The following is a 15,588-nucleotide window of genomic DNA, read 5'->3' on the forward strand; positions in this document are numbered from 1 at the left end:
TTAATAAATTAACAGAATTAACTAAATCAATATTACTTTGGCATCATGGTGCCAAAGCTAACTCTCCCCTTCGTTCAGTGTCCCGGATTCCAAAACATCAGAATTTGTTTACCGGGATACAGTATACTACTTCTTTTTCTCCTCTTTTATCCATTCCCTGCTGCCTTTGCACAGGAACAGATAAATATCAGGGAAATTATTTCTCCGCTGGCAGCATCTTTTACAGAAGAAGAGGATCTGTCTGAATTCACTGAGCGGCTTTCCTTTTATCTGAAACACCCGATAGATCTCAACCATACAAGTCCAGAACAGCTGAAAGAACTGTTTTTTCTTTCCGCTCTGCAAATCAGTAATCTTTTCATCCATATCCGGGTTAATGGAAAACTAAAAGATGTATTAGAACTTCAATCCATTGATGGTTTTGATCTCCTAACCATTACCAGGTTAATCCCTTTGATTACGGTGAAGGAAAATATGGATTTGAATTTTGGAAAAATCCATACAGGCAGCCATACGCTAACACTGAGATACGGGCAGGTGCTGGAAAAGCAAAAAGGGTACAAACCGGTTCCGGGAAATAAATACATGGGCAGTCCAGCAAAGATCCTGCTTAAATACAAATATGAGCTGAATGATCGGATTGGGTTTGCTGTACTGGCAAAAAAAGATGCAGGCGAAAGCTTTTTCAGCGGAGCAGGTAAAACTGGATTTGACTTTTTATCGGGCAGTCTTGCTTTTTATAAAACCGGCAGGTTTAAGCAAATAATTGCAGGAGACTATAGTCTGCAATTTGGTCAGGGTTTGAGCTTATGGACTGGTTCATCTTTTGGAAAAGGAGATGATGTGGCAGGGATAGCAAAAAAGGACAGCGGGTTAAAACCTTATACTTCTGCAAATGAATACTCCTTTTTCAGGGGCGTATCGGCTACATATAGTTTGTTAAAAAACATAGACTTAACTTCCTTTATATCCTTTAGAAACTTAGACGCCAGCCTGACTAAAACAAGCACCGGCAGCTATACCCTTTCGGCCATAAACACCAGCGGTTTACATCGGACTGCTACTGAAATTGACCATAAAGGGAGTCTGGGATTATTGCTGTATGGCCTGGCTGCAACCTATAATCAAAACAGTTTAGACCTGGGCATAACAGCTTATCATTCCAGCTATCAACATGAATTTACGACAGGCACCCAGCGTTATAAACAGTATGGGTTTAGTGGTAAAGAGCTAACCAATCTTGGATTTCATTATAATTATACATTTAAGAATATTTATTTTTTTGGAGAAATAGCCCAAAGCATACCTGGTGGTATCGCTCTGCTGAATGGAGCTATGGCAAGCCTTTCTCCACGCATTTCGACCATCATTCTTTTACGGAACTACGGCAAAGAACATGTAAGTTTTTACCATAAGGCAATGGGAGAAGGAACCACAGCAGCAAATGAGAAAGGGATTTATGGTGGCCTGCATTTCAGTATTACCCGTAAATGGATAGTATCTGTTTATGGAGATCTATTCTGGTTTCCATGGGCGAAATATAGAATTGACGGATCTTCTTCAGGATACGAACTGACGGGACACCTCAATTTCAAACCAAACAAGACATTTAAAGTCCTGCTGGGATGGAAAATCAAACACAGTGAGCAGAATGAAGGTTCTGGTCTGCCTGTAAACCAAATAGTTCAGATCAGAAAAGACAATTACAGAATGGAAGTACACTGGAAAGCCGGCAGAAAAATAACGCTGCAAAACAGACTGGAGATCACCAGTTATAAAAAAGGGTTAATTGATACGGAATATGGGTACATGATTTACCAGGATGCAGACTATCAACCAATGTCCTCCAGGCTTTCAGGTAATCTCAGAATAGCCTATTTCAATACCTTTTCTTACAATAGCAGGATCTATGCCTATGAGGATGATGTCTTGCATGGGGCCGGATCGGGAGTTTATAGTGATGAAGGGATCAGGACATTTTTAAACCTGAGTTACCGCTTAGCTAAGCAACTGCGTATCTGGTGCAGGTATGCTATTTATTACTATCCGGCAAAGACAAATACAGGTTCAGGACCTGAGGAAATAAGCGGAAGTAAAAAGTCTGATATCAAGTTTCAAATACGCTATCAATTCTAAACGGCTATGCATCAGGGCCACTCTTTTTTCGGTAAAATTCTACTCCCATTTTCTATAGGAATATGGGTTTTGCGCGAGACAGAGAACACCAAATTAAATTTGCTAGTTCAATTTTTCACTTTTTTTCTTATTTTTTTATTATTAATAATCAGTGTTTTATACAAACCACTTAAAGTTTATAATTACAAATGGTCTATCGCTATTTTAGTAAATATTTCGTTTTTATTTCTGGGGTCATTCTGGTATGTCAATGCAAATCAGACAACAAATTTCAACAACTTTTCATGTAACCAGGCAGATTTTCTTCGCATCTCTGTAGCCGGGGAACCGCAGCAGCAAGGATCAATTTTAAGATTTACAGCCAGAGTTCATACCGCTTACACGGCTGATCAGAAACGTGAAGTAACCGGTAATATATTAGTCTCCCTCCCCTCCGGTTTACATCACCCGGTTAAAATCCACTATGGCGAAGTTTACTTCATACCCGCAAATTATAAAGCAGTTGAGCCTCCCCATAACCCTGCAGAATTTGATTTCAAATCTTGGCTTGCTTTACAAAATATAAACCACCAGGTATTTCTCCAGGCACATGAACTTATCTCTTCAAAAGAAGATAAAGGATTAGCATTAGTCAGGTTTGCACTAGACCTTAGAAAACGGCAGGTCAGTATATACAGAAAACTAATCAAAGATGATAATGCATTCGCTGTGGCGGCTACACTGATCCTTGGTTACCGGTCAGATCTGAATGCAGAAACGCTTGCTGCTTATTCCAAAACGGGAACAATCCATGCACTTTCAGTTTCGGGCATGCATGTCGGAATTATTTATATGGTACTCAACTGGCTGTTGGGATGGATGGACAGAAAATTAATCTTAAGGTGGACTAAAGTCGCTATCCTGCTTATACTAATTTGGTTCTACACTTTGCTGACGGGATATTCTGCCTCTGTTTTACGCTCTGCAGTCATGTTATCCATGTTTATCCTTGCAAAATCTGTTCACAGGAATGCAGACAGTTATCATATTCTGTATTTCTCTGCTTTCTGTCTTTTATTATGTAATCCATTCTTAGTGTGGGATGTAGGTTTTCAGCTTTCTTATATGGCTATTCTGGGACTAATTTATTTACAGCCAAAGCTGGAAAAACTAATCACATTCAAGGCATACTGGTTGAAAAAACTCTGGAGCCTGATCACGGTTTCTGTGGCAGCGCAGATTTTCACTTATCCCCTTAGCTGTTATTATTTCCATCAGTTTCCTGTTTATTTTATTCTCAGCAACTTATTCATTACAATTCCAGTTATACTTTTAATGTATACAGGCATTATACTCTTAATGTTTCGCTTATATTGGATCTCACCGCTATTTGAATGGTTAATTATTTTTATGAACCGTGGCCTGGAAAAGATTGCGGGCCTCCCCTACTCCAGTATTCATCCGATCTGGTATTCCAAAACCGAGCTCATTTTGCTTTGCCTGTTTCTATTTTTTCTCTTTGCTGCTTTCTCACAAAAAAACAAACATTTATTCGCTGTTTCTTTAGGCTTGTTTTGTGGTTTTCAAGTTCTCCTTATCTACGATAAAATCAAGGCAGCAAAGCAACAAAAAATCATTCTTTTCACTTTAAAAAGAAATTACGGTGCAGCATTTATCAGTTCGTCAAAGGCAGTACTGGTCACTGATTTGAAACCGGCCGATAAAGCTTTCAAGTTCCATATACAACCTGCTCTGGATGAATTAAAGATCAGGAAGATTACCTGTTTGAAATGGAATGAAAGTATCCATACAGGAGACCTTGTTATCAAAGAACATCAGTTACGGTTCAGAAACTTTACTGTACTCCTGGTTGATTCAGCTTTTAACTACCAAAGAATTGGGAATAAGCCACTATTTGATGCGATATGGATACACAAATCAGCCCGGGTAAAAATAGAGGAACTGAGACAGGATATCGGATTTAACAGCATATGGACAGCTGCGCGCAATAGAAATTTTGTTATTCAGCCTGAGGGGATTATAGAGCTGAATTCTCCTGAATGAAACACGTAAATTTATTTATTTAGCATGTATCCGCTGTTTATTTATCTTTGCAAAAAATTTTATAAAACAATGAGTGAAATTAAACAATCTCCAGTCCTGAAACATATTGTAAGCGTAATTAAGAATGCCATAGCAGATTCTAAAGTTGAAGTGCAATCTGAAAGCGTTTCAATTATAAAAGATGGGAATGATTCAATTCATATAACGCATTTATTTGATAGCACTGAAAATATCGATACCATCTTCTTTACTGATAAAAAAGAAATATTGTTTAGCGAAGATCTGTTAGAAACTTTACAGGATATAGAAGACACAGCTAAATCTGATGCAGGTTTGAAAAAATCATTAAAAGCTGCTGCTATAGTTGTCAATGATCTGAGCATTGAAATGGATTTTATATTCCAGGCTGCAAGAGCTGCATTTGATGAACTAAGTGATAGCTATGAATTTGTAAAAGCAACAGAAAAAAACATAGAGGAGTTAACTGCTCAATTTAAATTTGGGGACAATAAGTTTGACCTGACCATTAAGAATGTGTCTGATAAAATTCATATTGGAGCTCAGGTAAATAGTGCAGTAACCCCAGCGGTGACAAAAACTATTGAAGCAGATGTAGCCAAGATTGAACAGGCATTAAATAAGATGTTCAAATAAGAACCGAAAATTAAAAAGAAAAGGCACCTTTTAACTCTGTTAAGGTGCCTTTTTTTATATTAACAGATAAATTAAACTGATTGTATATATGGTTTCAGGAAAAAATAAGAGATATTTGATTTACATAAAATAATCAATATACATACAAAATTCATGACATCACCACTGGTATTATATACAGTTAATGAACGTATCGCTACAATTTCATTAAACCGGCCCGACAAACGTAATGCCTTTAATCCGGAACTGGTAAGCGCACTGACAGCGGCATTACTGCAGGCATCTGATGATGAAGAAGTGAAAGTGATCATTTTAAAGGCCATTGGAAGCACTTTTAGTGCAGGCGCTGACCTTGCCTACCTGCAACAATTACAAAATAACACACACGAAGAAAACGTCCGGGACAGCAATAACCTGAAAACTCTTTTCACCACAATCTATTATCTGCCCAAAGTAGTCATCGCACAAGTTGAAGGCCATGCAATAGCTGGTGGATGCGGACTGGCTACGGTTTGTGACATTACTTTTGCTGTTCCTGAAGCTAGTTTTGGTTATACAGAAGTAAAACTCGGCTTTGTTCCGGCCATAGTTTCCTGCTTTTTAATGCGAAAAACAAGTGAAACCATAGCAAAAAAGATATTATTGACAGGTGATTTATTCTCAGCCGAACAAGCACTGGCTTATAATTTGATTACTTATGTAACAAATAAGGAAGATATTGATCAAAAGGTACGGGATTTTGCGCAGAAGCTTTGCGAAGAGGCATCGGGAAACTCCTTAATGGTAACTAAACAACTGATTGGTCAGACTACTAACCCGGAATTGGAAAAGAGTTTGAACTTAGCGGTACAAATTAATGCGCGGGTTAGAGAAAGCGAAGACTTTAAAAAAGGGATCGCTTCTTTTATCAGCAAGGAAAAAATTAAATGGTAAAAATCAAAAAGAAGAATATGTTAAAATCAATTAAAACAAGTGTACTGGCTGTCATATTAATCAGTACTGCAGTGATTGCACACGCACAGAAAAAGGTAAACGAAGGTACACTTACTTATGGTATCACTTACGAACTGACTCCTGAACAAAAATCTATGGCGTCACAACTTCCGGCGGAGACTAAATTCAAATTCAACGGAAATATTTTAAAAATTGAGATGCAGCAAGGCCCTGCAAAAATCACAATAATTTCTGATGGTGTTCAAAAAAATGGTTTGGTATTGGTTGACATACCTCCTATTCAAAAACAATATGCAGTAAAAACCACCAAAGAAGAGACGGAACAAACTATGGGTAAAACTCCTGTATTAAGTGATTTCAAAGCAACAGGTGAGAAATTAAAGATTGGTAACTACAATACAGAGAAATATACTTACAAAGATGATAAAGGCACTCCTTTTGAACTTTGGGCAACAACTGAAATTCAATTACCAGAAGGAATTATCGGTGAAGAGTTCAAAACAGTAAAAGGAACTCCTATTAAATTCACCCGTGTACAAAATGGTGTAAAAGCAGTTTTAACAATCAAAGCTTTAGCTGAAGATAAAGTTGGCCCATTATCACTGGATGTACCATCCGAATACGAAGTGACCACTATGGATGCTTTAAGAGCAATGGGCGGTCAATAAAAATTATTTAAACAGCAAAAAAGAGGGTATCCAGAATTTTGGATATCCTCTTTTTGTTTTTTATATACTACATTTGAATTGCAGGAAAGATCCGAAAACCTTTATATAAATGGGATAAACCAAGAAAATCCTGCAACAGCTTAAACGCCGGAAAAATTAAATTATTCAAATCAGATGAAGCGGAAATTCATTATTCTAAAGTTAACTACTGTCTTATTTATCACCTGTTTTTTTGTACCCGGAGCAATTGCCCAGTATAAAAAAGAGGGGGTTAACTGGACAAAAGATGGTAACGGTTACTATCAGAATTCATACAGAGGGATCGAAATAGTCACCCTACCAAAAAACGAAACCAAATTATTAATCAGCAGCACATTACTTACACCTGCCGGACAATATCAGCCTTTACAGATCAAAGATTTTGTTCTTTCTGCTGATGGCACCAAAGCTTTAATCTATACCAACAGCAAAAGAGTATGGCGTTATGAAACCAGAGGTGATTACTGGCTGGCAGACCTAACAGCCAATAAGCTAACCCAAATCGGGAAAGATAAACCGGCTTCTTCACTAATGTTTGCTAAACTATCACCTGATGCAAGTAAAGTTGCCTATGTAAGCGGACATAATCTATATGTTGAAGACGTGAACAGCGGAACGGGTAAGGCCCTGACAACAGATGGTACTGATAAATTAATCAATGGTACTTTTGACTGGGCTTATGAAGAAGAATTTGATTGCAGAGATGGTTTCAAATGGAGCCCTGACGGTGCTTCTATCGCGTATTGGCAGTTAGATGCAAGTAAAATCAAGAACTTTCTGATGATTAACAATACAGATTCAATTTATCCTTTTACTGTGCCGGTTGAGTACCCTATTGTTGGAGAAAACCCTTCTTCGTGCAGAATTGGTATTGTCAATGTAAATACTGCACAAACTGACTGGGTAAAAATTCCTGGTGATGAGATACAGAACTACATTCCAAGAATGGACTGGGTACCCAATACCAAAGATATTATTTTACAACAGCTCAACAGAGAACAGAATACCAGTCGTGTATTTGTAGCGGATACACAATCCGGATCGGTCAATAATATTTATACAGAAACGGATAAAGCATGGATTGATGCAGCACCTGAATGGCAGTGGATCAACAATGGAAAGGAATTTATCTGGCCAAGTGAAAAAGACGGATGGCGCCACTTTTACAGAATCAGTAAGGATGGTAAAAAACAGACCCTGATTACTAAAGGAGACTATGATGTTATCAAAAGCAGTCTGGTAGATGAGAAAAACAATACGTTTTATTTCATGGCATCACCAACCAATGCAACTCAGAAATATCTGTATAAAACAAAACTGGACGGAAAAGGAAAATTAGAAGCTGTGACCCCATCAATTTTCCCGGGTACACATAGCTATGATATTTCTCCCAACGGCATTTTTGCTTTTCATACTTATGAGAATGCCAATGTTTCGCCGCTAAGTGAATGGATGAAATTAGACACTGGTAACCCATTCACCATGGAAGGCAGTTTAACTAATCAGCTGGCAAGAATTCGCCTGCCGAAAAACAAAACTGAATTCTTCAAAATAAAAACTGAAGATGGTTTTGAGCTGGATGGCTGGATGAAAAAACCGGATAACTTTGATCAGACAAAAAAATATCCGGTAGTATTTTATGTTTATGGTGAGCCTGGGGCACAAACGGTAACAGATACTTATGGTGTTTCTCATAATTTCTTATACGGAGGCGATATGCCCAAAGATGGTTATGTATATATCTCTATAGAAAATCGCGGTACACCGGCACCAAAAGGACGTGAATTCCGTAAATCAATTTATAAAAACATCGGTACCCTGAATATTCGTGACCAGGCAATGGCGGCTAAAGAGATTTTGAAGTGGTCATTTATAGATAAGGACAGAGTTGCAGTATGGGGATGGAGCGGTGGTGGCTCATCTACACTTAACCTGATGTTCCAGTATCCTGAAATCTATAAAACAGGTATCGCTATTGCAGCTGTAGGTAATCAGCTTACTTATGATAATATCTATCAGGAACGTTATATGGGCTCTCCTTTAAAAACTAAAGAAGCTTATATCAAAGGTTCACCGGTTACTTATGCCAAAAACCTGCAAGGCAATTTATTATACATTCATGGTACAGGTGATGATAACGTACATTATCAAAATGCAGAAATGCTGATTAATGAACTGATCAAGAATCAAAAAGTATTTCAATTAATGTCTTATCCTAACCGTACGCATGGTATTAGTGAAGGTGAAGGCACCAATGCACATCTTTCTAAGATTTATACTAAGTTTCTTAAAGAAAACTGCCCTGCAGGAGGCAAATAGGTATTGTCAATATAAATACAAAAGGCCCTTAGCTGTTTAAACAGCTAAGGGCCTTTTGATTAAAGAATAAATTACGCTCCCTGGCCAATATTGATCATCAGGCCACCATCCATTACATAAGTACTACCAGTGACATAATTTGCCTCATCAGAAGCCAGAAATAAAGCCAGGTAAGCAATTTCTTCCGGTCTGCCTGCCCTGCCAAGCGGAATATGCTGTTCTGCTTTTTCTCTGACCTGCGGATCATCTACTGCTTTTTGATTCATGGCAGTCAGAATCATACCCGGAGCTATATCATTTACATTAATCCCAAACTTGCCTACTTCGAGCGCAATTGTCCGCATCAGACTTCTTATTCCGGCTTTCGAAGCATTATAATCACCATTACCAGGCGCATTGATCTCTTCGTGAACAGAAGATATATTGATAATTTTTCCTGGTTTGCTGAGTGATTTACGATGTTGAATAAACTTCCTGCTGCAAAAGAAAGTTCCGTAAAGATTCGTTTTGATCGTTTTATCAAATACCTCAGTAGTCATTTCATCAATTGGAATACCAGAACCGTTCACACCAGAATTATTGACCAGAATATCGATTCCGCCAAATTCCTGAATAATAGCTTCCATTTTCTCTTCCACTTCCTGCTCCTCACTCACATTCAGTTGAATTAAAATTGCTTTCCCGCCATGCTCCTGTACAGCTTCCAGCGCCTGCTGCCCTCTTTCTTCATTGCTATGGTAACAGACAATCACATTTGCCCCATTTTTAGCGAATTCGATAGCAATTGCACGCCCTATTCCAGAATCTGATCCGGTGACGAGTGCAATTTTGTTTTCCAGTTTCTTCATGTTTTCTACTATTCTTTTTTAATAAAAACCCCAAAACCAGATGATATGTTTTAGCTTATCCGATAATAAAACTGCAGGGACCTTCTCTTAAAACTTTACCGATAGCTATTTGTTGTAACACCCAATGGCACTGATTTCATTCACTAATAAAGGTATATTTTGTAAACAGGGAGGTTTTTATGTCGACCCCTGGCAGCCCGTAGATCTGGCTGTAACAACCCATGGACATGCAGACCATGTGAAATTTGGTAATAAAGCATATTTATGCCATGAATTAACTAAACCTGTTTTACTGCAAAGGTTAGGGGCAGATTTACCGGTCCAGACCTTACCTTACAACAAAGAAATTACTATCAATGGTGTTAAACTGAGCCTTTTCCCTGCCGGACATGTGATTGGTTCTGCACAGGTCAGATTGGAATATAAAGGAGAAATATGTGTCATTTCAGGCGACTATAAAGTTGAATATGATGGGATCAGTACGCCCTTTGAGCCAGTAAAATGCCACAGTTTTGTTTCCGAGAGCACTTTTGGCCTTCCTATCTATAAATGGCTGCCACAGGAAGAAGTATTTGGAAAGATAAGAAACTGGATTTCTGACAATCATGATCATTTAAAAACAAGCGTGTTAATAGCCTATAGTTTAGGAAAGGCACAGCGGTTAATTAAAAATCTTGCTGGCGATAAAAATATCTATGTACATCAGTCTATCGCCAATTTAAATGAAGGATTTATCAGGGCTGGAGTTGATTTACCTCAAACGATCCGGATTACGCCGGATATAAAAAAAGAAGATTTACAAAAAGGCATTGTCATTGTCCCTCCTGCTCTTGCAGATGGAAAATGGATGAAAAGCTTAATGAGCGCTTCCACAGGAATCTGTTCCGGTTGGATGCAGGTCAGGGCAGGCCGCAGATGGAAATCGGCCGATGCCGGATTTGCACTAAGCGACCATGCAGACTGGCCAGGTTTGTTATCGGCCATCAAAGCCACAGAAGCGGAAAAAGTATTTATTACGCACGGATTCGTTTCAACCTTTTCCAGGTATCTGAATGAAACCGGAATAGCCGCAGAAGAAGTAACTACACGTTACGGCAATGAAGAAGAGGAAGAAGAAATTTTAAAAGAAGCATAATTTGAAAAGGTTCACTCAACTGATACAGGAGCTGGAGACCAGCAATAAAACCAACGACAAAATCGCGGCCCTGGTTAACTATTTCAACATGGCAGACGAAAAGGACAAACCTTATGTCATTGCCATGTTCACCGGTAAAAGACCACGCAGACCTGTTACAACAGCTTTAATTAAAGAATGGGCCATAGAACTGAGTGCTATTCCTGCCTGGTTATTTGCAGAGTCTTACCATAGTGTCGGCGATTTAAGTGAAACCATTGCGCTGGTACTTCCGCCTGCCCAACAGACCAGAGACCGCAAATTACATGAATGGATTACAGATCTTGCTTTACTGAACGGGCAGGATGATGATGTAAAAAAAGAATTTATCCTGCAGGCATGGAATAGCCTGGATACACAGGAACGTTTCATTTTTAATAAACTGATTTCCGGGAATTTCAGAATCGGGGTATCCAATAAAATGCTGGTCAATGCGATCGCTAAACAAAGTGATACTGACAGTAATAAAATCATGCACAGTATTATGGGTAAATGGGCTCCGGGAGAGATTACCTACAAAGAATTGATAGCAGGTGTACATGTCAATACTGATAGTTCATGGCCCTACCCTTTTTGTCTTGCCTATGCATTGGAAACTGAACCTGAAAGTCTTGGCGAAACTACCGCATGGCAGGCAGAATGGAAATGGGACGGCATTCGTGGTCAGCTGGTGAAAAGAAACGGAGAATTATTTATCTGGTCAAGAGGTGAAGAACTGGTTACCGGTCAGTTTCCTGAATTACATTTTCTTAAGGATGAATTGCCAGACGGAACGGTGATAGATGGAGAAATCCTCTCTGTCAAAGAAGGAAATGTGCAGGCATTCAGTATCCTTCAGCAAAGGCTAAACAGAAAAACTATACATAAATCACAGTTAAAAGATGCACCTATAGGCTTTTTCTGTTATGATATACTCGAAGCCGGAGGAAAAGATATCAGAACAGAACCGCTTTCTCAGCGTAGAAAAATACTGGTTGAGCTGATGTCAGCATTGACCACTAAAGACATAGCCATACTTTCTCCTGTGCTTAGTTTTCAGAGCTGGGAAGAACTCGCTGAAATCAGAAAAGGTTCCAGAGAGAATAACAGTGAGGGTATTATGTTAAAGAAACTGAGCTCTCTTTACCATAGCGGCCGTAAGCGCGGCGACTGGTGGAAATGGAAAATTAATCCTTATACGGTTGATACTGTGATGATTTATGCCCAGAAAGGAAGCGGACGGCGGGCTAACCATTTTACGGATTATACCTTTGCTGTTAGAGATGGAGAGCAATTGATAACTATAGCTAAAGCTTACTCCGGATTAACTGATAAAGAAATTAAAGAGGTAGATAGCTTTGTGAGGAAAAATGCTATTGAAAAATTTGGCCCGGTAAGAACCGTAAAACCAGAACTGGTATTTGAAATTGCATTTGAGGGCATTGCAGAAAGCAAGCGGCATAAAGCTGGGCTGGCTTTGCGTTTCCCACGTATCGCGCGCTGGCGAAAAGATAAAATTGCAGCAGAAATTAATACGCTGGATGATCTGAGACAGTTACTGGCCTCCACATTGTGATATTAACCGGATAGAGGGAATTTGATGATACTCGAAAAAAGCAAAGGTTACAAACAGGTAATCAAATGGTTAAAAGCTAAAAAGAAAAAGCCTTTTAAATTCCAGAAGGATGCCTGGGAATACTATGCCGAAGGCTATAGCGGACTGGTCAATGCCCCTACAGGATTTGGAAAGACATTTTCTTTATTTCTGGCTGTAGTGATTGATGAACTCAATAATCGAAAGGCCATTAAAACCACTTCAAAAAAAGGAAGAAAGACTTCAGGATTAAAACTAATATGGATTACTCCTTTGCGTTCTTTGGCTAAGGATTTAGCCAGGGCGATGCGTGAAGTTTGTACAGAACTGGAAATGGACTGGCAAATAGGCGTGCGCAATGGTGATACACCACAAAATGAAAAGCTGAAGCAGAAAAAGCAAATGCCCGAGGTTTTGATTATCACGCCCGAAAGCATGCATTTGTTACTGGCCCAGAAAAATAGTTTAGCTTATTTTGATGATTTACAATGCATTGTTGCAGATGAATGGCATGAATTACTGGGTAGTAAACGCGGGGTTATGGCAGAACTGGCTATTTCCAGAATCAAAGGTTTAATCAAAGAAAAACACCCGGAAAGACTTTTGAGAATATGGGGCATATCGGCAACCATAGGAAATATGGAGCAGGCCCTGGATGTATTGGTTCCCTATGAAGAGGTCTTAAAAATTACTGTCACCGCAGATGTAGAGAAAAAGATAGAGATTAAATCAATCCTTCCTGATCATATTGATATGTTACCCTGGGCAGGTCATCTGGGCCATAAGCTTGCCTATAAATTATTGCCCGTTATTGAAAAAAGTAAAACCACTTTGATTTTCTGCAATACCAGGGGCCAGGCTGAACTCTGGTATCAGAATCTGCTTAAACTCGATGAAAACCTGGCCGGACAGATCGCTATTCATCATGGCTCAATAGATTATGAACTGCGCAACTGGATTGAAGAAGCTATCCACACAGGAATATTAAAGGCAGTAATCAGTACTTCTTCTCTTGACCTTGGTGTTGATTTTAAACCTGTAGATACAGTGGTTCAGATTGGCTCACCTAAGGGTGTCGCCCGGTTTTTACAACGTGCAGGCCGCAGCGGGCACTCTCCTTTTGAAACTTCAAAGATATATTTCTTACCTACCCATGCACTGGAACTGGTAGAAGCTGCTGCAATTAAAGAGGCTGCAAGAACTCAGAATATAGAGAGCCGCGAACCCGTAGTTATGGCATTTGACACCCTAATTCAATATATGGTTACCCTTGCTGTTGGAGATGGCTTTGACGATAAGAAATTATACGATGAAGTAAAAAGCACTTTTGCTTTCAGAGAACTGGAACCCCCGGAGTGGAGCTGGATGATGCAGTTTATTACCACAGGCGGAGACAGTTTAACTGCTTATACCGAATTTAGTAAAGTAGAAAAAGAAGATGGGCTCTGGAAAGTAAAAAGCAGACAGCTTGCTATGCGCCACCGTTTACATATAGGAACAATTGTGAGTGATGCAATGTTAAAAGTTAAATACCTGACTGGCGGATATATCGGTATGCTCGAAGAGTCATTTATTTCAAGGATGAAACCCGGCAGCAGTTTCACGCTGGCCGGCAGGGTGCTGGAATTTGTGATGGTTAAAGAGATGACTGTACTGGTTCGCAGAAGCAAACTCAAAAGTGCAATTACACCAAGCTGGCTTGGCGGCAGAATATCTTTAACTGCTAATCTGGGTGCAATTTTGCGCAAGAAGTATAATCAGACGCTTGATCAGACACATGAGGATGAAGAACTCGATATCATCCTTCCTTTATTTGAAAGACAAGCTAAAGTTTCTCATGTACCTAAGGATGATGAGTTTTTGATAGAATTGATTAAAACCAGGGACGGTTATCATTTTTTCGCTTATCCTTTTGAAGGCCGTCAGGTTCATGAGATTATGGCCGCATTAATTGCTTATCGTTTAGGCAGAGTAAAACCGATCAGTTTTTCTATTGCCATGAATGATTATGGTTTTGAACTGCTCAGTGAGCAGCCAATTCCACTGGATGAAGAAAATGTTAAATTGTTGTTCAGTCCTGTCAATTTAGGAGAAGATATTGTAGCCAGTATCAATGCTACGGAGATGGCAAGACGTAAATTCAGGGATATTGCTTGTATTTCGGGTCTTGTGTTCCAGGGTTACCCTGGAAAATATGTAGCCAATAAACACCTTCAATCCTCTTCTTCTCTATTTTTTAACGTTTTTAGTGATTATGATAAACATAACTTATTATTGCGCCAGGCATATGATGAAGCATTTTATCAGCAAATTGAAGAACCGAGACTGGCCGCAGCTTTGCACAGGATTCAGGCAAGTAAAGTAATAATTGTTAAAGCTGAAAGTTATACTCCTTTGTGTTTTCCTATTAAAGTAGATAGTTTAAGAGAGAATATGAGTACAGAAGAACTCGGGGCAAGAATAGCAAAAATGACTGCCGAAGCGGATAAAAAACAGACACAACGCAGAAAAAAGAATGACCATCAATTGTAAAGGCGAAGATTTAATATTAAGTAAACACAGAGCGATTTATTGGGAAGCCCAAAAGATGCTGATCATCAGCGACCTGCATTTAGGTAAAGGTGCATATTTCAGGAAAGCTGGCATTCAGATTCCTGTTCATGTAAATACAGCAGACCTGAATACACTGACTACCCTGATTCTGGAATTTAATCCTGATAGTTTATTGATCACAGGTGATATGTTTCATCATCAGATGAACAGCGAAGCGGAACTTTTTCGTCAATGGAGGTTACAGTATCCTGAGCTTAAAATTCTGCTGATTAAAGGAAACCATGATACCCTGAAAGCTAAGGATTATTCAGATTTAGCGATAGAAATCTATCCCAAAGAATTTTTGTGCAAACCTTTCAGGTTTATCCATGATCAGCCAGCAGTTACAGATGATTATTATAATATTACCGGACACATTCATCCTGGCGTAACTATTTACGGGAAAGCGCGTCAGCTGATCAGACTGCCATGTTTTTATTTCGGAAAAACATGTGCTATTTTACCGGCATTCAGCGCTTTTACGGGCTTAAGTAAAATCAATGCAGCAAAAGAGGATTTGTTTTATGCGATTACACCAGAAAAAGTAGTTCTGGTGTAACCTAAAGAAATAATTCCTTATAAAGGATT

The 15,588-nt window shown here is 39.0% G+C and carries 11 protein-coding genes; 10 read left to right on the plus strand and 1 reads right to left on the minus strand.

What is annotated here, in order from left to right:
- Positions 1-45 precede the first annotated feature (45 nt).
- From HDE68_RS23100 to HDE68_RS23125, 6 genes are all read left to right on the plus strand, one after another.
- Entirely contained in the window at positions 46-2,136 is a 2,091-nt protein-coding gene (locus tag HDE68_RS23100) for a helix-hairpin-helix domain-containing protein (protein WP_221300906.1), read from the plus strand.
- Between the two features lie 99 nt (positions 2,137-2,235).
- Positions 2,236-4,179: a ComEC/Rec2 family competence protein gene (locus HDE68_RS23105; protein ID WP_183884599.1), complete on the plus strand. Its 1,944-nt coding sequence runs from the start codon at positions 2,236-2,238 to the stop codon at positions 4,177-4,179.
- 69 nt (positions 4,180-4,248) lie between these two features.
- On the plus strand, positions 4,249-4,833 hold the full coding sequence (locus HDE68_RS23110; protein ID WP_183884600.1) for a hypothetical protein: 585 nt from the start codon (positions 4,249-4,251) through the stop codon (positions 4,831-4,833).
- A 153-nt stretch (positions 4,834-4,986) separates the two neighbouring features.
- On the plus strand, positions 4,987-5,766 hold the full coding sequence (locus tag HDE68_RS23115; protein ID WP_183884601.1) for an enoyl-CoA hydratase/isomerase family protein: 780 nt from the start codon (positions 4,987-4,989) through the stop codon (positions 5,764-5,766).
- Between the two features lie 17 nt (positions 5,767-5,783).
- A complete protein-coding gene (locus HDE68_RS23120) occupies positions 5,784-6,455 on the plus strand; it encodes a DUF4412 domain-containing protein (RefSeq protein WP_183884602.1) in 672 nt (223 codons plus the stop codon).
- 174 nt (positions 6,456-6,629) lie between these two features.
- Positions 6,630-8,813 (plus strand): S9 family peptidase, encoded by a 2,184-nt coding sequence (locus HDE68_RS23125; protein WP_183884603.1) that lies wholly within the window; start codon positions 6,630-6,632, stop codon positions 8,811-8,813.
- 71 nt (positions 8,814-8,884) lie between these two features.
- Here HDE68_RS23125 and HDE68_RS23130 read toward each other — a convergent pair whose 3' ends face one another.
- Positions 8,885-9,661, minus strand: a complete 777-nt coding sequence (locus HDE68_RS23130; RefSeq protein ID WP_183884604.1) for an SDR family NAD(P)-dependent oxidoreductase — start codon at positions 9,659-9,661, stop codon at positions 8,885-8,887.
- 124 nt (positions 9,662-9,785) lie between these two features.
- Here HDE68_RS23130 and HDE68_RS23135 point away from each other — a divergent pair, with 124 nt between their 5' ends.
- Genes HDE68_RS23135 through pdeM form a run of 4 tightly spaced genes read left to right on the plus strand, consistent with a single transcriptional unit; the run spans position 9,786 to position 15,559 of the window.
- Entirely contained in the window at positions 9,786-10,796 is a 1,011-nt protein-coding gene (locus HDE68_RS23135) for a ligase-associated DNA damage response exonuclease (RefSeq protein WP_183884605.1), read from the plus strand.
- Between the two features lies 1 nt (position 10,797).
- Positions 10,798-12,390 (plus strand): ATP-dependent DNA ligase, encoded by a 1,593-nt coding sequence (locus tag HDE68_RS23140; RefSeq protein ID WP_183884606.1) that lies wholly within the window; start codon positions 10,798-10,800, stop codon positions 12,388-12,390.
- A gap of 24 nt (positions 12,391-12,414) precedes the next feature.
- Positions 12,415-14,940 carry a ligase-associated DNA damage response DEXH box helicase gene (locus HDE68_RS23145; RefSeq protein WP_183884607.1) on the plus strand — a complete coding sequence of 842 codons (2,526 nt, stop codon included), beginning with the start codon at positions 12,415-12,417 and terminating at the stop codon, positions 14,938-14,940.
- On the plus strand, positions 14,924-15,559 hold the full coding sequence (pdeM, locus tag HDE68_RS23150; RefSeq protein WP_183884608.1) for a ligase-associated DNA damage response endonuclease PdeM: 636 nt from the start codon (positions 14,924-14,926) through the stop codon (positions 15,557-15,559). Before HDE68_RS23145 ends, pdeM begins: the two co-directional genes overlap by 17 nt.
- Positions 15,560-15,588: the final 29 nt, after the last annotated feature.

The sequence above is a fragment of the Pedobacter cryoconitis genome, from assembly GCF_014200605.1.
In the GTDB taxonomy this organism is placed as follows: domain Bacteria; phylum Bacteroidota; class Bacteroidia; order Sphingobacteriales; family Sphingobacteriaceae; genus Pedobacter; species Pedobacter cryoconitis_B.

Coding starts and splice junctions, on each gene's coding strand:
- HDE68_RS23100 (WP_221300906.1), top strand. CDS start 46: ATGGTGCCAAAGCTAACTCTCCCCTTCGTTCAGTGTCCCGGATTCCAA.
- HDE68_RS23110 (WP_183884600.1), top strand. CDS start 4,249: ATGAGTGAAATTAAACAATCTCCAGTCCTGAAACATATTGTAAGCGTA.
- HDE68_RS23115 (WP_183884601.1), top strand. CDS start 4,987: ATGACATCACCACTGGTATTATATACAGTTAATGAACGTATCGCTACA.
- HDE68_RS23120 (WP_183884602.1), top strand. CDS start 5,784: ATGTTAAAATCAATTAAAACAAGTGTACTGGCTGTCATATTAATCAGT.
- HDE68_RS23125 (WP_183884603.1), top strand. CDS start 6,630: ATGAAGCGGAAATTCATTATTCTAAAGTTAACTACTGTCTTATTTATC.
- HDE68_RS23130 (WP_183884604.1), bottom strand. CDS start 9,661: ATGAAGAAACTGGAAAACAAAATTGCACTCGTCACCGGATCAGATTCT.
- HDE68_RS23135 (WP_183884605.1), top strand. CDS start 9,786: ATGGCACTGATTTCATTCACTAATAAAGGTATATTTTGTAAACAGGGA.
- HDE68_RS23145 (WP_183884607.1), top strand. CDS start 12,415: ATGATACTCGAAAAAAGCAAAGGTTACAAACAGGTAATCAAATGGTTA.
- pdeM (WP_183884608.1), top strand. CDS start 14,924: ATGACCATCAATTGTAAAGGCGAAGATTTAATATTAAGTAAACACAGA.